The organism is Streptomyces marokkonensis, from assembly GCF_039539045.1.
GTDB classification, from domain to species: domain Bacteria; phylum Actinomycetota; class Actinomycetes; order Streptomycetales; family Streptomycetaceae; genus Streptomyces; species Streptomyces marokkonensis.
In genome coordinates, this window is sequence record NZ_BAABCQ010000003.1 from 42725 (window position 1) to 67229 (window position 24505).

At 75.2% G+C, this 24505-nt stretch carries 9 protein-coding genes; 6 read left to right on the top strand and 3 right to left on the bottom strand.

The annotated features are described in order from the left end of the window. The first annotated feature begins 5 nt into the window (after positions 1 to 5). The 5 genes from ABEA26_RS01310 to ABEA26_RS01330 all read left to right on the top strand — a co-directional run bounded on the left by ABEA26_RS01310 (position 6) and on the right by ABEA26_RS01330 (position 18850). Complete coding sequence (locus ABEA26_RS01310) at positions 6 to 7790, top strand: amino acid adenylation domain-containing protein (RefSeq protein WP_345588329.1); 7785 nt, start codon at positions 6 to 8, stop codon at positions 7788 to 7790. Next, the gene (locus tag ABEA26_RS01315) at positions 7787 to 13765 is read left to right on the top strand and encodes a condensation domain-containing protein (RefSeq protein WP_345588331.1); all 5979 of its coding nucleotides are present in this window, start codon (positions 7787 to 7789) and stop codon (positions 13763 to 13765) included. Before ABEA26_RS01310 ends, ABEA26_RS01315 begins: the two co-directional genes overlap by 4 nt. Next, positions 13762 to 14724: an ACP S-malonyltransferase gene (gene fabD, locus ABEA26_RS01320; RefSeq protein ID WP_345588333.1), complete on the top strand. Its 963-nt coding sequence runs from the start codon at positions 13762 to 13764 to the stop codon at positions 14722 to 14724. The genes ABEA26_RS01315 and fabD overlap by 4 nt, the downstream gene beginning before the upstream one ends. Next, positions 14721 to 17183: an amino acid adenylation domain-containing protein gene (locus tag ABEA26_RS01325; protein WP_345588335.1), complete on the top strand. Its 2463-nt coding sequence runs from the start codon at positions 14721 to 14723 to the stop codon at positions 17181 to 17183. The genes fabD and ABEA26_RS01325 overlap by 4 nt, the downstream gene beginning before the upstream one ends. Before the next feature lie 275 nt (positions 17184 to 17458). Then, positions 17459 to 18850, top strand: coding sequence for an MFS transporter (locus ABEA26_RS01330; RefSeq protein WP_345588337.1), 1392 nt, complete (start codon positions 17459 to 17461; stop codon positions 18848 to 18850). 33 nt (positions 18851 to 18883) lie between these two features. Here ABEA26_RS01330 and ABEA26_RS01335 read toward each other — a convergent pair whose 3' ends face one another. The 3 genes from ABEA26_RS01335 to ABEA26_RS01345 all read right to left on the bottom strand — a co-directional run bounded on the left by ABEA26_RS01335 (position 18884) and on the right by ABEA26_RS01345 (position 22112). Continuing rightward, the gene (locus tag ABEA26_RS01335) at positions 18884 to 19855 is read right to left on the bottom strand and encodes a Vgb family protein (RefSeq protein WP_345588339.1); all 972 of its coding nucleotides are present in this window, start codon (positions 19853 to 19855) and stop codon (positions 18884 to 18886) included. A gap of 171 nt (positions 19856 to 20026) precedes the next feature. After that, positions 20027 to 21175, bottom strand: a complete 1149-nt coding sequence (solA, locus tag ABEA26_RS01340; protein WP_345588341.1) for an N-methyl-L-tryptophan oxidase — start codon at positions 21173 to 21175, stop codon at positions 20027 to 20029. 94 nt (positions 21176 to 21269) lie between these two features. Then, a complete protein-coding gene (locus tag ABEA26_RS01345) occupies positions 21270 to 22112 on the bottom strand; it encodes an AfsR/SARP family transcriptional regulator (protein ID WP_345588343.1) in 843 nt (280 codons plus the stop codon). 970 nt (positions 22113 to 23082) lie between these two features. Between ABEA26_RS01345 and ABEA26_RS01350 the strand changes: the two genes are divergently transcribed. After that, on the top strand, positions 23083 to 24399 hold the full coding sequence (locus ABEA26_RS01350) for a glutaminase (protein WP_345588345.1): 1317 nt from the start codon (positions 23083 to 23085) through the stop codon (positions 24397 to 24399). The last annotated feature ends 106 nt before the right edge of the window (positions 24400 to 24505 follow it).

The window sequence follows — 24505 nt, forward strand, 5'->3', positions numbered from 1 at the left end:
CCGCAGTGAAGCCGACCCGAACCGACAGCGTGGCCTCCGCCCCGGCGGGCACGGTGTCGCCACCGGACGCCTTCCCGCTCACGGACATGCAGGAGGCCTACTGCGTGGGCCGCTTCTGGGAGGCCGGATCGGCGGCCCGGGTCTACGTGGAGTTCGACGTCGCGGACGTCCGCCCGACGGCGCTGGAGGACGCCTGGAACGAGGTCGTCGCCGAGACCGGGATGCTGCGCGCCGTCATCCTGCCCGACGGCCGGCAGGCCGTACGGCCGCGCGTGCCGCGCTACCGGGTGCCCGTCACGGACCTGCGCGCCGCGGGCCCCGACGACCGCGACGCCGCGCTGGAGCGGCTGCGCGAACGCTGTCACGAGACGCCCCTGGACCCGTACGACGGGCCGCTGTTCGTCATGGCGGTCGCCCTGCTGCCCGGTGACCGCGCACGGGTCCACCTCGCGCTCGACGAGCTGGTGGTGGACGGTCCCAGCGTGTCCCTGCTGCTGCACCGCTGGTACGCGCTGTACCGGGGCGGCCCGGCCGGTCCCCCGCCCGCCCTCGGTTTCCGCGACTACGTCCAGGCGGTGCGCGCCCGCGAGAACCCGGCGCGCACCGAGGCCGCCCTGACCTACTGGCGGGACAAGCTGTCCGGGGTGCGGATGCGGCCGTCCCCGCACGCGGGCGGCGCAGGCCCCGGCGCCACGGGCCCGGGCGGCGTCCGGGGAACCGCGGGCACCGCGCGGCGCCGGCTCACGCTGCGGCTCCCCGCCGACCGCTGGCGGCGCGTCACCGGGCACGCGGCCACGCTGCGGGTGACCCCCTCGGCGCTGCTACTGACCCTGTACGGGAGCCTGCTGCACCGGCTCCTGCCGCCGGAGGACGCCGCCGGGCCGGTGCCGTTGGTGATCACGACGTACAACCGGCTGCCCGTGCACCCGGACGTCCCCCGCGTCGTCGGTCCCTTCGTGTCCACGTCGGTGTTCCTCGCGCCGCCGCCGGTCTCCTCCCTCGCGGTGCTGAGCGGTGCGGTCCGCGACCAGTTGTGGGCCGACCTGGAGCACGGCACGGTCAGCGGGGTGCGCGCGCTGCGGGAACGGGCCGCGCGCGACGGCGACGGCCCCGGGGCGCCGCCGTACGTCTTCACCAGCATGCTCGGCACCCTCGGGAACGGTCTCGGGGCCGCGGGGACCGGCGCCGGGGACGACGCCTGGGCGGCCGCCGCGCGCACCGAGGCCGGCCGGACCCGTACCCCCGGGGTGTGGCTGGAGTGCATCGCGCACGAACGGGCGGGCGAACTGCACCTCGTCCTCGACCACGACGAGGAGGCGCTCGGCCCGGACCTCGCCGACCGGCTCCGCTCCGCCTGGTCGACGGCGCTCGACACGCTGGCGGACCTCGCCCCGGACGAGGCTGCCGGTCTGCCGGACCCGGCCGTCCTGTTCGAGCCCGGGCCGGCGCCGGACACTCGGGCCGCCGCGGAAACCGCGGAAGTTCGGGGGGTTGCGGAAGCCCAGGGAGCTGCGGAGGCTCAGGAGGCTGCGGAAGCCGCGGAGGCCCTGACGAAGCTGCCCCTGACGGCGATGCAGACCGCCTACCTGGTGGGCCGTATGACGACCCCCGGTGTCGCCGGGGAGACCCGGGTGCACCAGGAGTTCCGGCTCACCTCCCCCGACCTGCGGCGCCTCGGTGACGCGTGGCGGCTGCTCGTCCGGCGGCATCCTGCGCTGCGGGCACGGATCGGCGAGGACGGCACCCTGTCGGTGGACGCCGCGCCCGCGGACCCCGCGGCCCCGCGCATCCCGCACCACGACCTGACGCACCTGTCGCCGGCCGAGGCGGAGCGGACCGAGGGCGAGCGGCGCGACCGGCTCGCCGCGACCTCCCTGCCGCTCGCCGAGGGCCCGCCGTGGCGGCTGGAGACCAGTGCGCTGCCCGACGGTTCCGTCGTCCTGCACGTCCTGTTCGACGCCCTGGTGGCGGACGCGCGCGCCGTGGCGACGCTGTTCCACCAGCTGTTCCGGCTGCACGCCGGCGAGCCGCCCGAGCGGGTGCTCCCCTCGGCGCCCCCTGCCTTCGGCCCCTTCCTCCGGGCCCGCGACCAGGCGCGGCAGGGCCCCGCCGCGGACGCGGCGCGCGCCGAGTGGGACGAGGTGCTCTCGCGCGTACCGGACGGGCCGGGGCCCGCCCGCCGTGCGGTCGCGCCGGCGTCGGCGGGCAGCGAGCACCGGCGCCTCGACATACCCGGGTGGCGGGCGCTGCGGGCCCGGGCGGAGGAGTGGGGGGTGTCCCCGGACGTCGTCCTGCTGACCGTCTACTGCGACGTCTGGCGCCGGGCCTGTGCCCCGGGTGAGCCGTTCACGGTCGTGGTGGTCTCCTGGGACCGGCCGGAGAACCCGCCGGATGCCGGGGAACTGGTCACGGACTTCACCCGGCTGAGCTGGCTCGTCGTGGACGACTCGCTGCCCGCGGACTTCGGGGCGCGGGTGCGGGAGGTGGACGCGCGGCTCCGTGCCGACCTGGAGCGCTCGGCGGTGGCCGACGGCTTGGCCGCGGCGCGCGCCCGGACCCGGCCGGACGCGGCCCCGCCGTTCCCGGTGGTCTTCACCCGGCTGCCGGCCGAACGGCCCGACGGCACACCCGCGGTGGAGCTGCGCCACAGCCAGTCGAGGACCTCGGGGGTGGCCGTCGACCACGTGCCGATGTTCGTCGGCGACACCCTGGTCTGCCAGTGGGACGCCCGCGAGGGAGTCCTGCCCGACGGCCTGCTCGACGCGCTGTTCTCCGACTACGCGGCCGTCGTGCGGGAACTGACCGGTGCGGACACCCGTCCGGCCCGGGACGCGGCCCCCGCACCGGCCGAGGCCGCCGAGCAGTCCACGCTGCGCGGTCGGGAGCGGGACTTCCACCCGGACCTGACACTCGCCGACCGCCTCGAACGCGCCCTGACGGCCCACGCCGACCGGATCGCGGTGCGCTTCGAGGACGAGGAGCTGACCTACCGCGAACTCGGCGCCCGCAGCGCCCGGCTCGCCCGGTTCCTGCGGACGTCCGGCGCCGGCCCCGGCACCCGGGTCGCGGTGCGCATGGACCGCTCCGCGACCCTGGTGACGACGCTGCTGGCGGTGGTACGCGCCGGTGCGGCGTACGTCCCGCTCGACCCCGCCCACCCGCCGGCCCGCACCCGCCTGCTGGCGGAGGACTGCGAACCGGTCCTCGTCCTCACCGACGAACGTTGTCGCGACGGCCTGGAGGCGATCACCGCCGAGGTGGTGACCGTCGACCCGTCCGGCGCCGCCTACCGGCACCTCGACGACGGCCCGCTGGAGTCCGGGGCCACGCCCGCCGACCCGGCGTACATGATCTACACGTCGGGCACCACGGGCCGCCCCAAGGGCTGCCCCAACTCCCACCGGGCCGTCTCCAACCGGCTGAACTGGGCCCAGGAAACCTTCCGGCTCCGGCCCGGCGACCGGGTCGCGCAGAAGACGCCGTACGGCTTCGACGTGTCGGTCTGGGAGTTCTTCTGGCCGCTGCTCGCCGGGGCGGCGGTGGTGGTGGCCCGGCCCGACGAGCACCGGTCACCCGCGCACCTGGCCCGCTGGTTCCGGGAGAGCGGGGTGACGGTCGCGCATTTCGTCCCGTCGATGCTCGCGCTTTTCCTGACCGAACCGGAGGCCGCGCGTGCCGCTTCGCTGCGCCTCGTGCTGGCCAGCGGGGAGGCCCTGCCGGCCGCCACCGCGCACGGATTCCGCCGCGTACTGCCCGGTGCCGAGCTGCACAACCTGTACGGGCCCACGGAAGCCGCCATCGACGTCACGCACTGGGCGGTGCCCCCCGGCTGGTCCGGCACCGACGTACCCCTGGGCTGGCCGATCGACAACACCGTCATCCGGCTCCTGGACGACCGGCTGCGCCCCGTCGCCTCCGGTGAGCCGGGGGAGATCTGCGTCGGCGGGCCCGCGGTGGGCCTCGGCTACCACCGGCGTCCCGAGGAGCAGGCCCGTCGTTTCGTGCCCTCGCCGTTCCCGGAGGGCGAGGGTGCCCGGCTGTACCGCACGGGCGACCTGGGCCGCGTCGGCCCCGACGGCCTGCTGCGCTACCTGGGACGCCAGGACGACCAGTTCAAGATCCGCGGACTGCGGGTGGAGGCGGGCGAGATCGAGGCGGCGCTGCTGGCGGTGCCGGGGATCGCCCAGGCGCGGGTCCTGCCGCGGCGGGGACCGGGCGGTGACGTGCAGCTCGCGGCGGTGTGCGTGGCCGGGGACGCGGGCCCCGTCCCGGTGGCCCGGGTGCGGGCGGAGCTGGCGCGTGCGCTGCCTGCCCCGCTGCTTCCGTCCCGGACGGTGTTCACCGACGCGCTGCCCCTGACCCCGAACGGCAAGCTCGACCGGGCGGCGGCCGGCCGCCTGCTGGACGCTCCGGAGCGCACCGACGCCGCGCCCGCGCCGTCGGACCGCCCGGGACCGGCGGTGCCCTGCGCCCCGGACGCCGAGGCCGTCGCCTCGCTCGCCGCCTCCCTGCTGGACGGCACGGCGGTAGCCCCGGACGACGACCTGTTCGCGCTCGGCGCCACCTCGTTCACCATGATCCGGCTGGCCCGGGAGATCGAGCGGCGGCACGGCACCCGGGTGCCGGTCGACCTCCTGGTGACCCGCCCGACCGCCCGGGGCATAGCCGAAGGGCTGGCCCCCGCGTCCGCCGGTGGGAGCGACGCCGACGCCGATGACGACGTTTGCGTCGGCGAGCGGGGCGGCCCGGCCGGCCGTCAGGACGCCGCGGACGTGCGGATCGCCTTCGACCCGGAGGCGAAGGCCGCCTTCAAGGCGGAGCGGCGCTCGCTGCGCCGGTTCCCCGAGGCCCGGTCCAGGGTCGCGCTCGATCTGCCCTCGGACGACGCGACGGTGGTCGGGTGCGGGGGCTCGGTCCGGGAGTTCGACCCGGCGCCGCTGTCCTTCCGCGGACTGTCGCTGCTGGTCCGCTCGTTCACACAGCCGGGCCCGGGGAAGGGGACCCGCCGGCCCTACCCGTCGGCGGGCGGCTTCTACCCGGTCCAGGTGTACGTGTACGTGAAGCCGGGCCGGGTCGCGGGCCTCGGTCCCGGCGTCTACTACCTGGACCCGGCGGAGCGTGCCCTGGTCCCCGTCACCGAGGGCGCCGTGCTCGACGAGGGCAGCCAGGTCCGGTACAACCGGCCGCTGTTCACGGGCGCCGCCTTCGGTCTCTTCCTGGTCTCCACGCCCCGTGCCATCGAACCGGCCTACGGCCGGGCCCTCGGCACCCGGTACACCGCGGTGGAGGCCGGGCACATGTGCCAGGCGGCCATGGAGCGCGCGACCGCACTGGGGCTGGGCCTGTGTCCCATCGGCGACATGGACTTCACCGCGGTGCGGGAGCACTTCGCCCTGGACGACGGCCAGGACCTGGTGGTCTCGCTGTGGGGCGGCACCCCGGCGGACGCGCCGGACGCGACGCAACCCGCCGCGACGCAACCCGCCGCGACGCAACCCGCCGCGACGCAACCGGCCGCGGCCTGGCCCGCCGCGGCCGGGCCCGCCCCGGCGACACCGGCCACGACGCCGGCGGTCGGTTCGCCGGCAGCCGTCCCGGCGCCGGCCCTCTCGGCGTCGTCGGCGGGGCCCGCTCCGAGTGAGGTTCCCCGAGGCGCGGTCGCGGTCATCGGCTTCGCCGGGCTGCTGCCGGGCGCGGACCCCGCCGACAGCATCGCCGGGCTCGGACGGCTGCTCGCCGAGGGGGGCACCGCGATCGGCCCCCCGCCGCCCGGCCGTACGCCCTCCCCCGCCCCGCACGCCCCGCGCGGTGGTGCCACCGTGGGCGCCTATCTGCCCGACGTCTCCGCCCGGGAGCCGGACGAGTGGGGCATCCCGCCGCAGGAGGCCGCCGCCGTCGATCCGCAGGAACACCTGCTCCTCGCCGTGGTGCGGGACTGCCTCGAGAACGCCGGGACCCGCCCCGAGGCGCTCTCCGCGGCGGGCCCTGTGGGGGTGTTCACCGGGGCGATGTGGCACGACCACGCACGACGCGGGGGCGGGAACGGCACCGCTCCGCGCGCCGTGCCGACCATGACCGGACTGGCGCACCGCATCTCGCACGCCTTCGACTTCCACGGGGCGAGCCTGGTGGTCGACGCGGGCTGCGCCTCGGGGCTCGCCGCCGTCGAGGCGGCGCTGCGGTCCCTGCGGGACGGTCAGTGCACCGCCGCCGTGGCGGCGGCGGTGAACCTCGTGCTGGACGGTGCGCACCTCGAGTTCCTGGCCGAGACGGGACTGCTCGCCGCATCGGCCGACTCCCGTCCGCTGTCCGGCCGGTCCGACGGCTGGATCCTCGGGGAGGGCGTCGGCGCGGTGCTCCTGAAGCCCCTGGAGCGCGCGCTCGCGAACGGCGACCCCGTGCACGCGGTCCTGCGGGGCGGCTCCTGCCGGCACGCGGGGACCACCCGGGCCTACGGCATGCCGAGTCCTCTCCGCCAGGAGGAGACGGTGCGCGCCGCCCTCGACGACGCGGGCGTCACCGCGGACGACATCGGGTACGTCGAGTCGTCGGCGACCGGCGCCGCCGTCGCGGACGCCCTGGAACTGGAGGTGCTCGGGCGGGTGCTCGGCGACCGGCCGCAGCCGGTCCCGGTCGGCTCCGTGAAGGGCGTGCTGGGACACATGGAAGCAGCCTCCGCGTTCGGGCAGTTGGCGAAGGTGCTGGCGCAGTTCCGGCAGGACCGGCTGCTGCCCACCCCCCTGCCGTCCGACGCCTCACCCCCCGACGGCGACGGCCGGGTACGGGTCGTGGAGGACGTGGAGCCCTGGCCCGCGCAACGCCGGGTCCTGCTCAACAGCTTCGCCGGTACGGGCGGTTACGCCAGTGTGGTGGTGGAGGCACCGCCGGAGCGGGCGCGCGGCCCGGTGCCCGCCGGACCCGTGACGCTGCCGCTGAGCGCCGACTCGCCGGCCGCCCTGGCCGCGTACGCCGACCGCCTCGCCGACCACCTGGAGCGGGAGGCGCCGCCGCTGCACAGCGTCGCGGCGGCGCTGCGCGGCGGGCGCCGCGACCGGCGCTGCCGCGCGGCGGTGGTGGTCACCGGGGACGGCGCCGTACCGGCGCTGCGCACCCTGGCGGGGCGGGCGTCGCACCAGGACGGCGGCCTCGTGGTGACCGGCGACGGGGTTCCCCCGGACCGGGAGCCGGAGCTGCCCCCCGGATGGCTCGACGGCGCGGACGCCCCGTGGCCCCCCGCGACGGACGCCGTCCCCCGGGCCGCACTGCCCCCGACCCCCGTCGACAGCGCTCCCGTAGACAGCGCCCCAGTCGACTGCGCTCCCGTCACCCCACCGCGACAGGAGACCCCCGCACCACCGGACACGACCACCGCACCGGGACCCACACCACCGGACACAGCCACCGCACCGGCGCCCCCACCGCAGCTCCCCGCATCCGGTGGTCCCCTGCCCCGCCTGACCGCGATCGTGGCGCGCGAGACCGGTCTGCCCCCCGACCGCCTCACCGGGGGCACCGATCTGCTCGCGCTGGGCGTGGACAGCCTGCGCCTGGTGCGGATCGTGCACGCGATCTCCGCCGCGGGCGGCCGTGCCCCGTCCCTGACGGAGCTGTACGAGCGGCCGGTGCTCGGCGCCCTCGCGGCGGCCGCGTTCCCGCCCGTCGCGTCGCGGTCCGTTCCGCAGGACGCCTTCGCCCTGTCCGAGGACGAGATCGACGCACTCGACGAGTCCGTCCTCGACGCCCTGCTGGCCCGGCACACCGCCTCCCTCCGACCTGCCGAGGAGACATGAGCGCACCCACGAGCACCCGCACGGACGGCACCCCCGACGAGAGCGTCGAGGCCAAGCGGGAGCGGCTGAAGTCCCTGCTGAGCCGCCGAGGGGACCCCGCTCCGGCGCGGGGCCCCGCGACCGCCGCGCCGGAACGGTCCGGGCAGCCGTCGGAGATCCCCCTGACCCCCGAGCAGCGCGGCCTGCTGTTCCTGCACCGGCTCGACCCCGGCACCGGCCTGTACGACATCCCGGTCGCCGTCGACCTGCGCGGGCCGCTCGACGTGCCCCGACTGGTGCGGGCCTTGGACGCGCTGACGACCTGTCATCCCGTACTGGCCACCCGCGTCACGGCCCGTCCGGACGGGCCGGTCCTGGTGGCCGCTCCCACCGCGCCGCGCCTGGAGGTGCGGGAGGCGGCCGTCGGACCGGACGCACCGCCCGGGTCGCACCGGGCGGTCCCGGCGCGCGAGGCGGAACGGCCCCTGGACCCCGAACGGGGCCTGCTGCGCGCCGTCCTGTTCGCCCACGCCCCCGACCACCACACCCTGCTGCTCGTCGTGCACCACCTGGTCTTCGACGGGCATTCGTCGGTGGTGCTGCTTCAGGACCTCTGGGCCCTGTACCGGGCCCCGGACGAGCCAGGGGCCCCGGGTCCGGCGGGGTCGTCGTTCGCCGACTACGCCGCCCTGCGCACCGAGCGCGCCGCACAGGACCAGGAGCGGCTGACCGGCTTCTGGCGCGCACGGATGTCCGGGGTGACGGGAGCACCGGTGCTCCCCTTCGACCGGCCCGGAACCACCCGGCGGACCCGGGCGTCGGCGAGCGTCCCGGTCCGGTTCGACGCCGGGGAGACGGCGGCGCTGCGGTCGTTCGCCGCTCGGAGCCGCTCCAGCGTGTTCTCCGTACTGCTCGCCGCCTACCTCCTGACCCTCGGCCGGCACGATCCCGGGCGGCGGCTGGCCGTGGGCACACCGGTCGCCATCCGGCACGACGCGCGCTTCGACCGGACCGTCGGCTACCTCACCAACCTGATCCCGGTCCGCTCCCCCCTCCCCGCGGGCGACGCCGGCGCCTCGACGACGGCCGCCGGCTACGTCCGTGCCGTACGCGCCGAACTCACCGCCGGCCTCGACCACTGCGACCTGCCCTTCCCCCGTATCGCGGAACTCCTGGACGACGGCTTCGACCCGGAGGACGGCTCCCCGTTCACCTGCCCGTTCGCCTTCCTGCACGAGCAGGTGGACCCGGCGGGCGACGTCGCCCCCGGGCTCACGGCCGAGGTCGTGGAGGAGATCCAGCAGCCGGGCGTGGGGCACGTCAACCTGACCCTGGTGGAACGGGACGGCGAGATCCGGGGCCTGCTCAAGTACGACCGGGAACGTTTCGACCGGCCCTCGGCGGAACGCTGTGCCGCCGAGGTGGCCGCGGTGGCCGGTGCGCTGGCCGCCGCCCCCGACGACACGGTCGTCGAGGTGCTCGGCCGCGCGCTGCCCGGGACACCGGGAGCCTCCGTGCCGCACGGCGCGGATTCCGCGGCGCACCCGACCGCCCCTGCGCACGGCGCGGATTCCGCGACGCGCACGACCGCCCCTCCCGGGACGCGGGACGGCACCGCTCCGGACGAAGCGGACTCCGGCGCGCCCTCCCCCGTGGACACGGGGGCGCTGACGGCCTGCCGCGAGGCCTGGGCCGCCCTGCTGCCCGCACTCCCCGCCGACGAGGGGGACGAAGGGGCGGACGCCGATTCGGACGGGCCGAACTTCTTCGCGGCGGGCGGTGACTCCATCCTCGCCGTGCAGTTGGTGTCCCGGCTGCGCTCGGCCGGGTTCTCGCTGTCGGCCCGCGACGTCTTCCGCGACCCCACACCCGGCGCCCTGGCCCGTCTGCTGACCGGCCGCGCGTCCGAGGCGCCCTCGGACGACGGAGGGGACGCCCCGGCACCCGTAGCGCCGCGGGCGGACGCCGCGCCCGCCGTCCCCGGTCCCTCGCCGGTGCAGTCGTGGTTCTTCGAGCGCGTCGCCGGACCGGAACGCCGGCACTGGAACCTGTCGGCCGCCGTGCGGCTGCGGCGGCCGGCCGACCCGCTCCTCCTCAGGCTGGCCCTGCAGTGCGTCCTCGCCGCTCACCCGGCTCTCACCCACCGAATCGTCCCCGACGGCGAGACCCACCGGGTGCGACCCTCGCCCGCGTCCTCGGGCGGGGCCGTACGCAACCTGCTCGCGGTCGTCGACGCCGCTGAAGCCGCCGAGGACGGCGGGAGCGGCGAGGACGGCGGCGGGGTGGAACGGCGCTGGCTGGACGTGCAGCGCAGTCTCGATCCGGAGGAGGGCCGGGTCTTCGGCGCCCTGCTGGTCCGCGGCGCCCCCACCGCCGCCGCGGACTCCGGCGCTGCGTCCGGCGCGGACTCCGGTGAGGACTCCGGCGCCGAGTGCGGCGACGTCCTGCGTCTGACCGCGCACCACCTGGTGATGGACGCCGTCTCCTGGGGGATCGTCCTGTCCGACCTGGACACGGCGCTCAGCGCCCTGCAAGAGGGCGAGTTGCCCCGCCTGGCACCCGAGCCGACCGGGGAACGCGAGTGGACCGCCCTCCTCGCCCGGGCCGCCACCGATCCCGAGGGCGCCGCCTACTGGCGGGCGGTCGCCGAGGCCAGGCACGAGTGCGACGGCCTCCTCGCCTCCCTGCCGCCGTGCAGCGAGGAGGAGGCGCGGCACGAGGAGTTCGCCCTGGCCGCCGACCCGACCAGGCTCCTGCTGAGCGACGTGCCCCAGCGGCTCGGTCTGCCGGTGCACACCGTTCTCACCGGCGCGGTGGCCCTCGCGCTCGCCCGGTGGCGCGGCTGCCGCCTGGTGACCCTGGACGTGGAGACGCACGGCCGCCTCGGCAGCGCGGCCGGACCCGGACCACAGACGTGCGCGGACGCCGACCTGTCCCGCACCGTGGGCTGGCTGACCTCCGTCGACCCGGTGGTCGTCAGCGGCCCGCGGCAGGCCGGTGCCGGGGAGTTCCTGCGCGAGGCCGCCGGCGCGCTCGCCGCCCCGGCCGGCCACGCGGGTTTCCTGGCCTACCGTCACCTCTCCCCCGACCCGGACCTGCGGGAGGAGCTGGCCGCCGTTCCGCCGGCCCTCGTCTCGTTCAACTACCTCGGGCAGACTGACCGGTTGACGGTTTCGGACCGGTTCGCACCGGCCCCGCCGCCGCCCGGGGACCGCTCGCCGCGGGCGCGGCGCCCGCACCCGGTCGAGGTGTACGCCGTGGTCCGCGACGGTCGGCTGCGGGTGGGCGTGGTGTGGAGTCCCGTGGCGGCCGACGGCCTCGACGCCGGGAGCGTGCGCTCCCTGTGCGCACGACTGCGCGACGCGCTGACCGACCTGGCCGGCCCCGGTGACGACCCGGCGGGCGGGACCGGGACGCCCGGCACCGTCAGCTGGCCGCTCACCCCCCAGCAGTACGGCGTGGTGGCGGAGTCCCTCGCGGCAGCGGCCGGACGGCACGTGGAGCAGTTCCACTGGTGGTGGCGCGGGGCCTTCGACCGGGATCGCTTCGCCCGCGCCTGGGACGTGCTGGCACGCCGTCACGTCGTCCTGCGAGCCCGGTTGACGGACGGCGCGCGCCCGAGTCTCACGGCCCCGCCCGAGGACCGGCCGCCGCTGACCTGGCTCACGGCGGACGGCCCGGACGCCACGCCGTGGGAGGAGGTGGTGCGAGCCGAACGCGACCGGGGCTTCGGCGCGGTCGGCGAGCCCCTGTTCCGGGTGACGGTCCGGCAGGAGGCGGACGGTCACCGCGTCCTGCTGACGTTCCAGCACGCACTGCTCGACGGCTGGAGCGTCGCCCTGCTCCTCGACCAGCTCTACGAGGCGTACCTGGACGGCACCGACCCGGCGGCGGTCCGGCCGCAGCGGCCCGACGCCCGCGACCACACCGCCTGGGTGGCCGGCCGGGACGAGGACCGGGCCCGCACCTACTGGTCGGACCGGCTCGCCGGTCCCGGCGCGGCCGTCCTGCCCGGGGTGCTCCGGCCGCTCACCGCTCCGGCCGCACCGGCACCGGATCGGGCACAGGCACCGGCCGCGGAGGTGCGCACCGAAGTGCCCGGTGACACCGCCGACGCGCTGCGGGTATGGGCGGCCCGGCACGCCGCCACCGAGAGCAACGTGCTCCAGGCCGTGTGGGCCGCGCTGCTGTGGCGCTGCGCGGGGGGCGGCGGCACGGGCCGGTCCCGACTCGGCGTGACGCTGTCCGGTCGCGCGAACGGCCCCGGCGGGGTGCGCGGTATTCCCGGCATGCTCGCCACCACCCTGCCGCTGGACCTGTCCGTGGACCCGGACGAGCCCGTCGCCGCCCTGGTCGAACAGGCCCGGGAGGCGACGCTCGACCTCCAGGACTTCGAGTGGGTCAGCACGGGTCAGATCCACGAGTGGGCCGGGCTGCCGGGCCGCGAACCGCTCTTCGACAGTCTCCTGGTGGTGGAGAACTACCCGGCCTCCCTGGGCGACGCCGGTGCGCGGCTCGCGGCGGCCGGCTGCGAGGTGGAGGTGCCCACGGCCACTGGGGCGCGCACCGGGTACGCCGTGACCGCGGTCGTGCACCGTGCCGCCGGGAAGCTGGTGACGGTGTTCGTGCCGGACCCGGGCCGTGTCGGGGAGGGGGACGCGGCCCGGCTCGCCGAGCTGTGGGGCCGTGCGCTGCGCCGGCTGGCCGAGGACCCGGACGGCCTGACCGTGCGGGACCTGGTCGGCGGCGTCGAGGACGAGGACCTGCCCGGCCTCACCCCGCGCGGCACCGGCAGGGCCCCCGTCCGCCCCGCCGACCGGCCCGTGGCCTGGCCGCCCTCGGCGCGCGACGCCGACCTGGTGCGCGACGCCTTCCGCCAGGTGCTCGGCGCCCGGGACGTGGCCCCGGACGACCACTTCTACGAGCTGGGCGGCCATTCGCTGCTCTCGGTCCGGTTGCTGCGGGCGCTGGCCGATCTGGGCGCCCCTCCCCTCACCCTGGGTGACCTGGTCCGGCACCCGGTGGCCGGGGAGCTGGCCGCGTTCCTGGCCGATCGGCGCGAGGACGGCACGGGCGGTACGGACGGCGCGGGCGGTACGGACGGCGCCGACGGCGTGCGCGGCGGCGGCACGCCGGACGCCGTGGACCCGCTCGTGCCCCTGCGCGAACCCGGCCCGGACGCCGACGGCACCCCTGCGACGGTGTACCTGGTGCACCCGCCGGGCGGCCAGATCGCCTGTTACGGCGCGCTGGCCGCGCACTTCCCCGGCCCGGCCCGCCTCGTGGGCGTCCAGGACGTACGCACCGTCCTGACGGGTGAGCCCCCGGCCCGTACCGTCGGGGAACTCGCCCGGACCTACGCGCGGGCGCTCCCGCCGCCGGCACCCGGCGAGCGGGTCGTCCTCGGCGGGTTCTCCGGAGGCGGCGTCATCGCCTACGAGCTGGCACGGGAACTGCACGCCCAGGGACGGGCGCCCGACCTCGTGGTGATGCTGGACGCGGCGGCACCGACCGGGGAGCGGACCGACACCACGGCCGACGGGAGCTTCCTGCGCCAGGTCGAGGCGTACGAGCGCACCCGCGCCGGCGCGGCGGCCCGCGTCCCGGAGTCCGGCGGCCCCGACGCGGCCGGCCTGGCGCCCGACGAGTACCTCGACGAACTCGCCTCGGTGGCCGACTGGATGGGCACCACGGGCCCCGACCCGTTCGCGCTGCTGCGCGAGACACTCGGCGCGGTCGAGTCGTACCGTCCGGGCCCCTACCCGGGTCCGCTGCTCGTCCTGCGGGCCGCGGAGACGGACTTCGGCCGGGGCAGCACCTTCGACGCCTCAGACAGCTACTACGCGCGGCCCGCGATGGGCTGGTCGGAGCACTGTCCGCTCGTCACGGTGGAGGAGATCCCCGGCAACCACATCAGCCTGCTCTCGCACCGTCACGCGGCCGCCCTCGGCGAGCTGCTGGCCGCCCGGGTCGCGGGAAGGGAGAGGACGACATGACCACGGTCCACATGTTCGCCGGGCAGGGCAGCCAGCGACGGGGGATGGGAGAGGACCTGTTCGACCTCTACCCGGACCTCACCGCCGAGGCCGACGCGGTGCTCGGCTACTCGATCCGCGACCTGTGCCTGACCGGCGGGCGGGACGGCCAGTTGAACGACACGCGCTACACCCAGCCCGCCGTCTACGTCGTCAACGCCCTGGCGCACCGCGCGCTCACGGACCGGGGCGAACACCCCGACGCGGTCCTCGGCCACAGCCTCGGCGAGTACAACGCCCTGGTTGCGGCCGGGATGCTCGGCTTCACCGACGGACTGCGCCTGGTGGCGGCGCGCGCGGCGGCGATGGCCGCCGTGACGGGCGGCGGCATGAGCGTGGTCGTCGGGCTGCGGGAGTCCACGCTGCGGTTCCTCCTGCACCGCTCCGGGTTCGCGTCCGTGCACCTGGCCAACCTCAACGCCCCCGACCAGATGGTGCTCGCGGGGCCGCGCGAGGACTTGGAGCTGATGGAGCTGATCCTCACGGACGCCGGCGCGAAGCTGGCGCGCCGGCTGCCGGTCAGCGGCCCCTTCCACTCCCCCCACATGAGCCCCGCCGCATGCGAGCTGGGCCCCCTGCTCCGCGACACGCCCTTCCGTCCGCCGCGGTGTCCCGTCATCGCCAACCGGACGGCCCGCCCGCACCGGCCGGCGGAGCTGGCCGCCGCCCTGACCGAGCAGATCGACCACCCGGTGCGCTGGACGGAGTCGGTGGAGTACCTGATCGGCCTGGACGAGGACCGCCCGCCGCGCTTCACGGAGGTCGGCGGGGGCACCGTCCTGACCGGCATGGTCGACCGGATCGTGAAGGAGCGCGACCGGCGGGCCGGGCAATCGGCCGGCACGTCCCCGGCACCGGGACCCGGACCCGGACCGCACGGTCCCGGCAGGCGCGAACTCATCGCTCAGGAGGCACGGTGACATCCCCCATCCCCGCCGACGTGGTGACCGGCCACCTGGCCGCCGTCCTGGGTCTGGACACCCGGCACCTCTCCCCCGACCGGCCCCTGACCGCACTCGGGCTCCAGCCGTGGACGGCGGTGCTGCTGCGGGACCGGCTGCGGAAGGCCGGCGGCGTGGACGTCCCGCTGCGGCGGCTGCTCGACGGTGCCTCGGCGAGCGCGGTCGCCCGTCTGGTGGAACGCCGCGCCCGCCGGGCACCGCTGGAGCACCGCCCCGGCCCGGACCCGGACCCGCCCGGCACGCACCTCTTGCCGCTCGACGCGCTGCTCGTGGACCGCCTCACCGCCCGCGCCCGCGACCACGGACTGGCCCTGGAGGACGTCCTGTCGGCGGCGGCCACGCTCACCCTGGCGCGCTGGTCCTCCGGCACCGCCCCCCTGGAGCTGACCGTCGAGGGACCGGGCACCCTGGACGGCGTCCGCGTGCCGGGCCCCGATCCGCTGCACTGGTCGGGGTTCGCCTCCTACGCCCGGGATCTGCGGTCCGCCGCCCCACCCACCGCCGGCCCCGTCGAGCGCCTCGGACTGGGGGCGCCGCTGCCGCAGGCCGGGGAGGACCGGCTGGAGTACCTCGTCGTCCTCGACCCGTCGGGGCCACGGCCGTACGCGCGGTGGGAGCGGCGGAGCCCGGCCCCGGAGCAGTGCGACGACCCGTTGACGCGCGGCATCGGGACGGCGTACGCCACCCTGCTGTCGGCACTGTCCGGCACGGAGGACGCCTGGCTGCGGCCGGACCTCGGCTGGGACCCCACCTTCGCCTTCCAGGAGCCGCTCACCGCGCGTCCGTTCCCCGCTGCCGGGCCACAGCTCGACGCCCCGGTGCGGGCCGCCGCGCTCAGCACCCCGGACGCGCCCGCGCTCCTGCGGGCGTCCGGGTCCCTGTCGCACGGACGGCTGGCGGAGCGGGCCGCGGGGATCGCACGGCTCCTGCACCGGGCCGGGGTGCGGCCGGGGGGCACGGTCGCCGTCACGCTGCCCAAGAGTTTCGACCAGATAGCCGCGGTCCTCGCGGTCTCCCGGCAGGGCGCGGTGTACGTGCCGGTCGACCACGCGTGGCCGGGGCAGCGGATCGCCGCCGTCTGCCGCAGGGCGGACATCGCGTACGCCGTCGTGACCCCTGGTGCCCGGCCCGAACTGCCCCGGGGGGTGACCGAGGTGGTGCTCGACCCGGACCCGGGCACGGACTCCGCCGAGGCCGAGAACGAGAACGAGAAGGAGGGCAAGGACAAGGCCGCGGCCGCGGAGGCGTCCGGCGGGACGTCGCCGGACACCGGTGGTGCGGCGGCCCCGGACTCTCCCGCGTACGTCATCTTCACCTCCGGTTCGACGGGTGAACCGAAGGGCGTGGTCGTGGACCACGCGGCGGCGCGCGTCACCGTGGACGACATCACCGACCGCCTGGGCGTCGGTCCCCGGGACCGGGTGCTGGGTCTGTCGGCGCTCAGCTTCGACCTGTCGGTCTACGACATCTTCGGGGTCCTCGGCGCGGGCGGGGCGCTGGTCCTGCCCGAACCGGACGGTGAGCGGGACCCGCAGCACTGGCTCGACCTGGTGGAGCGGCACGGGGTCACCTTGTGGAACACGGCACCGGCGCTCATGCAGATGGTGCTGGACCTGGCCGAGTCCGATCCAGGCGCCGCCGCGCGGCAACTGGCGCCGCTGCGCTGCGTCCTGCTGTCGGGCGACTGGATCCCCGTGACGCTGCCGGACCGGCTGCGGGCCCTGGTGCCCGGCGTGCGGGTGATCAGCGCCGGCGGCGCGACGGAGGCCGCGATCTGGTCGATCTGCCATCCGGTGGGGGCCGTGCCGGACCACTGGCGGAGCATCCCGTACGGGCGACCGCTGCGCGGGCAGTTCTTCCACATCCTGGACGACGAGGGCCGTCCGGTACCGGTCGGGTGCGCGGGGGAACTGCACATCGCCGGGCAGGGCCTGGCGCGCGGGTACGCCGGGGACGAGGAGCAGACCGCTGCCAGGTTCCCGGTCCACCCCACCCTCGGCGAACGGCTGTACCGCACCGGCGACCTGGGGCTGTGGCGGACCGACGGCGCCATCGAGTTCCTGGGGCGCAGGGACCGCCAGGTGAAGATCCGGGGGCACCGGATCGAGCTGGGCGAGATCGAGTCGGTGCTGGACCGGCTGCCGGCGGTGCGTCGCGCGGTGGCGTCGGTGGACCGCACGCCGGACGGCCGCACCCGGCTCGTGGCGCATGCCGCGCTGGCTCCCGAGGCGCTGGCCCGCGATGCGGAGGTGGTCCGGGGCGAACTGGCGGACGCGCTGCGGGAGTCCGTGCCGTCCTACATGGTGCCGCAGCGGATCGTGCTCACCGGCGCCCTGCCGGTCACGGCGAACGGCAAGGTCGACCACGCCCGGCTGCCGGCCCTGACGGGCCATCGGGGAAGCGCCGGGGCCCGGTGAGGGCGGTGTGCACCGGCGCTGGAGCCCGCCGAGGGCGATATGAAACACTATGGCAAGTTCCGCGTCGGCCCTGCGCGGCGTTCCGCGGGGGCCAGCGGACGACCGGACCACCGCGCCCGTACCCCCACGTATTGCGAGGCGAGCCTCCACCCCGATGCCCTTAGCCCGGCCTCCTCCCGTGAGCCGTCGCCCCGCCGCGCCCGCCCCCTCGGGGCCGCGCGTGCGCCGCAACGCCACTTCCGATCTCCGCACGTCACGAGAGGACCGCTGAACCCATGACGAGCACGTCGCAGGAAGCGCCCCGGACGACTCCCTCGCACCCGCGCGTGATCTTGGCCATCCTCTGCCTCACCCAGCTCCTGCTGACCCTGGACGACAACGTCGTCAACATCGCGCTGCCCACCATCCAGCAGGACCTCGGCTTCTCGGGACCGTCCCTGGTGTGGGTGGTGAACACCTACATGCTGGCCTTCGGCGGCTTCCTCGTCCTGGGCGGCCGGCTCGGCGACCGTTACAGCCTGGTGCGCACCTTCGCCGCGGGCACCGCGGTGTTCGCGCTGGCCTCGCTGCTGTGCGGCCTGGCCGCCGAGCCCTGGCAGCTCATCGGCGCCCGCGCCCTCCAGGGCCTGGGCGCGGCCCTGGTGGCACCGGCCGTCCTGGGCCTGCTGACGCTGGTGTTCACCGAACCGGCGGCACGGGCCAAGGCGTTCGCGGTGTGGGGTGCCACGGCGGTGACCGGTGCGCTGGCCGGTCTGATCCTGTCCGGCGTCATCACCGAGTACTGGTCGTGGCGTTGGGTCTTCTTCATCAACCTGCCGGTCGCGGCGCTGGCCCTGGTGCTCCTGCCCCGGCTGCTGCGCGGCATCCACCGCCCCAACGGCGACCAGACACTCAACTGGGGCGGCGCCGCCCTGCTCACCTGCGGTCTGGCGCTCCTGGTGTACGCCCTGCTGTCGCTCGGCGGTGACGGCCGCCCGGGGGTGGCCGCGGCGTGTGCCGTGCTGTCGCTGGTGCTGCTCGCCGCGTTCGCCCTCGACCAGCGGCGTTCGGCCAACCCCCTGGTCACCAGGGGCGTCTTCGCCTCCCCGGTGCGGGCGCGGGCGCTGGTGGCGGCCGTGCTGCTGTCCGCGGCGACCTTCCAGGGGTTCCTGGTGCTGACGCTGTACCTGCAGAACGGGCTGGGATTCACGCCGCTGGAGGCCGGCCTCGCCTACGTGCCGTTCGCGCTCGGGTCCCTGAGCGGGGTCAAGGCCGGTGAACGCGCGACGGTGCGCTTCACGGCGGGCCGGGTCCTGACCGTGGCGTGCGCGGGCACCGCGGTGGGCGCGCTGCTGCTGGCCTGGGCGGCCTCCCAGGAGTTCGGCTACGCCGGGCTCCTGCCGGGCATCCTGCTGTTCTCGGTCGGGGTGGGCGCCGGGCTGCCGGCCGCGGCGTCGTCCGCGGCGCGGGACGCCGACGAGCGGACCTCCGGTGTCATCGCCTCGCTGGTCAACTCCAGCCAGCAGCTCGGCGGCGCGGTGGGTCTCGCCCTGTCGGGTCTCTCGCTGGGCGACTCGGGGCACGGCTTCGGTGCCGCGCTGGCGGTGTGTGCCGCCGCCGCGCTGCTGGCCTGCGGGTGGGCGGCCGACGTGGTGCGGCGGGAGCCTCTCGCCGCGCCGACGTCCTGACGGATCGGGGCGGGGCCGCGGGTCCCGCCCCGATCAGCGCGGCGTCAGCCGCACCAGCTCCCCGCTCTCCGTCGCCGTCCAGACGCTGCCCGCCGCGGCCGCGACGATGCCGTGCGGCTCACTGACGCCGGGGGGCAGTTCGTACATCCGTACCCGACCGGCCGGGGTGACGCGGCCGACCCGGCGGGTTCCCCACGCGGTGAACCAGCAGCCGCCGTCGGCCGCGGCGGTGATGCCGTGCGGCCTGGTGGCGGCCCCGCCGGGCAGCGCCACCTCGTCCACCTGTCCGTCGCCGGTCATGCGTCCGATGCGTCCGGCGCCGTTCTCGGTGAACCACAGGGTCCCGTCGGGTTCCGCGGTGATGTCCACCGGCCGGGCCCCCGGGGTGGGCAGCCGGTGGAGGCGTACGGAACCGTCGGCGCCGATGCGTCCGATCATGTCGGCCTGGCTCAGGGCGAACCACATGGCACCGTCGGCGCCCGCGGTGATGCCGGCGGCTCCGGCGGCCCGCACCGGCAACGGGAACTCCTCGACCACCGCGGGGCGGCCCTCCAGGACCACTTCGGGGTGCGGGAGCCGTCCGACACGGTCCGCGTTCAGCTCGGTGAACCACAGGGCGCCGTCAGGACCGGTGGCGATGCCGAAGGGTCCCGCTCCCCGGTCCAGCGGCACCCGCACGGTGCGTCCGTCGACGGTGCCGACGCCCGTGATCGCGTCGCCCAGGAACTGGGTGACCCACATGGTCCGGGCGCCGGGGCCCGGTGCGACGACGGTGGGCCGCGCCGAGGCGCCGCCGGCCGGGTGGAGCCGGGCCGGTTCCCCGTCCTTGACGCGAGCGAGGTTCCCGGAACGGGCGAGCGACACCCACAGGGCCCCGTCGGCGGCGACGGCCACGGCGTAGGGACCGTCGCCGGGGACGGGGATCACGGTGGTCTCACAGGTGGTGGACGGATCCCCGGGGCGCGCCTGGGCACCCGCCCGGGCGCCGGATCGTTCGGTGGGCAAGGCGGGGGTTCCCCTCGTGGCGCGGTGGCCCCGTCGGGCGGCGCGCGGAAGGGCGTCGCGCTGCCGTGCGGGCGCGTGGACAGATCACGCGATCATGTCCGCTCACCGGCCTGCCGTGCGCACCACGTTCACTCCGGGGAGTGAGGATCACGGCGTATTCACCCGACGGTGTCAGTGCAGGGCCGCCCGGTCGGGTGAGGCGAAGTCCAGGGGCATCCGGGGTGTGCCGCCGGTGACGAGGTCGCTCAGCGCCTCGCCGATCCCAGTGGCGTGCTTGAAGCCGTGGGCGTTGCAGCCGCCGGCGAGCACCAGGCGGGGATCGCCGCCGGGGCGGCCGAGGACGAACTGCCCGTCGGGGGTGGCCGTCAGCATGCACACCGAGACCTTGGCGGGGTGCGGCTCCAGCCCGGGCAGGCGGGTCTCCAGCACGGCCGCGAGGTCGGTCCAGTCCTCGGCGACGACGGAGCGGTCGTCGGTGCGCGGGTCGAGGGGCCGGCCGGGGCGGCCGTGGATCTCCAGGCCGAGCTTGACGGGATGGGGGCCTTCGCTGCCGTTGCCCCACAGGACCTGCCCGCCGGGCAGGTCGCGCATGAACACCGGGAACCGGTCGAGGGTGTGACGGCCGTCCCCGGTGCGGGAGCGGAACCAGGTGATGGGCATGCGCAAGGTGGTCAGCGGCAGGCCGGGGACGAGGCCGCCGAGCCAGGAGCCGACGGTGACGACGGCCTGGCGCACGCGCAGGGTGCGGGAGGCGGTGCGCAGTTCCACGCCCCCGGGCACCGGGGTCACCTCGTGCACCCGGGTACCGGTGAGCACGGGCGCGCCGGCGGAGCGGGCGAGACGGACGGCGGCGCGTACGGACTCCTCGGGCCGCAGGATGCCGGCGGAGGGTTCCCACACGGCGATGTCCTGCGGACCGAGGGCGGCATGCTGGCCGTGCCGCTCGGTCAGTTCGCTGTGGGAGAGCCGTTGCACGGTGATGCCGTGCTGCCGGGCCGCGCACAGGGTCCCGCCGACGACCCTTCCGTCCTCGGGGCCGATCAGCAGTCCGCCCCGTTCGTCGAACAGGGGGGTGCCGGAGGCCTCGGCGAGTTCGTGCCACAGCTCCAGGGAACGCCGGGCGAGCGGGACCAGACCGGGGTGCTCCAGGCAGGTGATGCGGAACATCCGTGAGCCGCCGTGCGAGGAACCGAGGGGGTGACCGGGCTCGAACTGTTCGATGCCCAGGACGTCCACGCCCCGGTCGGCCATGCGCCACAGGGCACAGGCGCCCCAGGCGCCCACACCGACGACCGCGACTTCGGCGTCCCAGGTGCTCACGCCTGCTCCTTCTCGACGATTCGCCCCGCCGGGACGGCGAGGCGGCGGCGGGCGCTCCGAGGATGGTGCGCGCCGCAGCGGGGCCTTCGGTACGTCAGCTGGTGGGGGCCAGTCGTACGCCCGGGTCGCCCTGCGGGACGGGCTCCTCGGGACCGGCCATGAGGATGGAGTGCTGGAGTCCGCGCAGGCGGGCGGAGGGCTCCAGGCCCAACTCCCGCACGAGGATGCCGCGCAGGCGCTGGTACGTCTCCAGGGCCTCGCCACGCCGTCCGGAGCCGTGCAGCGCGGTCATCAACTGGGCGTGCAGGTTCTCGTGGGTGGGGTGGCGGCTGGCCAGCATCGTCAGTTCGGGAAGGAGTTCGCGGTGCCGCCCCAGGCGCAGGTCGGCTTCGATGCGCTGGTCTATGGCGCACAGCCGGCTCTCCTCCAGTCGCCGGATCTCCGTCCTGAGCTGCGATCCGGCCTGCACGTCGGTCAGCGCGGAGCCCGACCACAGGTCCAGGCCCGTACGCAGCTGCTGTGCCGCCTTCCCGTAGTCCTCGGCGTCCATGGCGCGGTACCCCGCGCCGACGAGCCGGTCGAACTCCCGGACGTCGTGCGACCCTTCGCCCGTGTTCAGCATGTATCCGCCCGGCGAGGTGACCAGGACGTCCTTGGGGGTGCGCCGCTCGGTGCCCCTTGCCGTCCCCTGCTTCCCGCCCCGCTTCAGGGCCTTCGCGATCAGGTCACGGATCTGGAGGATGTACGTCTGGAGCGTGGTGCGCGAGCTGCGCGGCGGCGCACCGGCCCACAGTTCCTCGGTCAGGACGGACACCGGCACCACCCGGTCCGCGTGCAGCACCAACAGGGCGAGCACTTTTCTGGGTTTGGGAGCGGTCGGTGTGATCGACAGACCGTTCTCCCGCACCGCCAGCACGCCCAGTAAAGCGATGTCCACGTTGTCTCCCCTGTTGTCACCACGTGTTGTCACCACGGTCGGAACGTTTCACACCCACCGGCAACCGGTCACTCGACACGGAAACGGCGACCTGCCTGCACCCGGACGGGATCGATCACCCGAGCGATGTCAGCTCATAGCATTAAATGAACCTGTCCGACCTGTCAACCAAAAACCGCACATATGGTTTTTTAAGGTGCAGCGAGGCCGCCGAGGGCGTGCCACCCCTGGCGCCCCCCGACCTGCCACTTCCCGGGCCGGGAAGGCGCGATCTCGACATCGAGCCCGCACTCGACAGGCACTCTCGACACTTCCTCAAGCGGAACGCACACGAAAAGCCCACTTCGCCATGAGAACCAACCACGAAAAAGACCGGACCGGCTGTTCACGGCCGACGACTTGCACTCCGCTCGCCCGGCAGGTCGGCCCCGCGGGCGGTCAGCCCCGCGGAACACCAGGTGCGCGACAGGCAAGGAAGCATCAACTGCCGCTAGCAGGCGAGCCTTTCCCGTGCGACCTACGGCTTCCCGCGCCCGACCTCTCGAAACCCCCACGGCGACGTCCACGCTCACGTACGGGGGGGGACGGCCGGGTGCCGCCCGGCACCTCCGTCAACGGCGTGAGCTGCCCGTCGGTGACGGGTGGTCCGCCGCCTCGCCGGGCGCGGGCGTCGTGGACAGGGGCTCTTGCAACGGTCGCCCTCCACATCGCCGGCTCGATCAGCTCTTGCACATCTCCGCGCCGACGGGGACAGGGAGGCCAATTCACCGCTGACATCGGGGCGTTCTGACGGGGCGCACCGAGGACACAGGAGTGATCACGCGCGCCGGACCCGGCGGGGCGTCAAGTCATCCCCGTGGAGTACATCGACACTGTGACGCAGTGACACGCCGCCAGGTGCAGCCCGGCCCCAGGACGGACGGAACGCGGTTCTCTCAGCGTGAGGACTGCCATGATGCATGGAGGACGAATGCGGCCCATCATTCCCGACTATCTGGCCGAGGCATTGAGAGACGTGGAGCCGGACACGTCCGGGGAGCCGGCGGGATACATCCCTGAGCTCGCGGCAGCGAACCCCGAGCGCCTCGGTGCGGCCTTCGCCATGATTGACGGAGAGGTCTACGGTGCCGGTGACATCGATACCGAGTTCACCATTCAATCGATCTCCAAGCCGTTCGTCTACGCGTTGGCGCTGTCCGATCGTGGATTCGACCCCGTGCTCGCCAAAGTCGGTGTCGAGCCGTCCGGAGAGGCGTTCAACGAAATCTCGCTCGAGAGCGATACGGGGCGCCCTCTCAATCCCATGATCAACGCCGGCGCGATCACCGTGCACTCGCTGGCCGGCACAGAGGGCCTGAAACCGAGGGAGCGTGTGGAACGCGTGCTCCACGGTCTCTCGGCGTTTGCGGGTCGGCGGTTGAAGATGGATGAGGCGGTGTGTGTGTCAGAAATGGAGCACGCGCACCGCAACCTCGCCATTGCCCATATGCTCCGCAACCACAACGTCCTCACCGAGGACCCGAGGGTCATCGTGGACGGCTACACCCGCCAATGTTCGGTGCTCGTCACCACGCGAGATCTCGCCATGATGGCCGCGACGTTGGCCAACCGTGGGAAGAACCCGCTCTCGGGCGAGCAGGTGGTGCCGGAACCGGTGGTGCGTCAGGTGCTGAGCGTCATGTTCAGCTGTGGAATGTACGACGCCGCTGGTGACTGGGCGACCCAGGTCGGCATCCCGGCGAAGAGCGGGGTGGCCGGAGGCCTGATCGGCGCGCTCCCGGGACAGATCGGCATGGCCACGTTCTCACCACGGCTGGATGGTCACGGGAACAGCGTTCGCGGGGTGTCACTGTTCGAACGCTTCTCTTCCGACATGGGTCTGCATGTGATGGAGGTTCCCGCCGCTGCACGTGCCGTCGTGCGGTCCCACCATGTCGTTGGCAGCGGACCGAACGCGCTCCGGGTCCTGCAACTGCAAGGGGGCATCGGCTTCGCCGGGGCCGAGCGAGTTGTTCAGGAAGCCATGGACATTCCCCCTGCGGACGTCAGGGTGGCTTTGGACCTGACAAGGGTCTACTCGATCGACGACGTGGCGCGGCGCGTGCTGCTGGAGGTCGCGCGCCGGCTGACGCTGAGTGGTCACGAGGTCTACCTGGTCGACCCGGAATCGGTCATGCCCGATCCCTATCCCGGCGATGACGGCCGAGTCATGCTCGTGGACCATGTGGACCACGTGGACCGCGCCGACCTGCACGCCACGTTCGCGGGAGAAGGTCAGGGCGGTTGATCACGTAGGGAGGAATCCGCACCGCGGCGCACACCGATCAGAACGGGCGCGGTCTCCGGCCCGCCTCTGGTGACACGCCGTTGACCGTACGCGCTCCGGGCGGTAA

Coding starts and splice junctions, on each gene's coding strand:
- ABEA26_RS01315 (WP_345588331.1), top strand. CDS start 7,787: ATGAGCGCACCCACGAGCACCCGCACGGACGGCACCCCCGACGAGAGC.
- fabD (WP_345588333.1), top strand. CDS start 13,762: ATGACCACGGTCCACATGTTCGCCGGGCAGGGCAGCCAGCGACGGGGG.
- ABEA26_RS01330 (WP_345588337.1), top strand. CDS start 17,459: ATGACGAGCACGTCGCAGGAAGCGCCCCGGACGACTCCCTCGCACCCG.
- ABEA26_RS01350 (WP_345588345.1), top strand. CDS start 23,083: ATGCGGCCCATCATTCCCGACTATCTGGCCGAGGCATTGAGAGACGTG.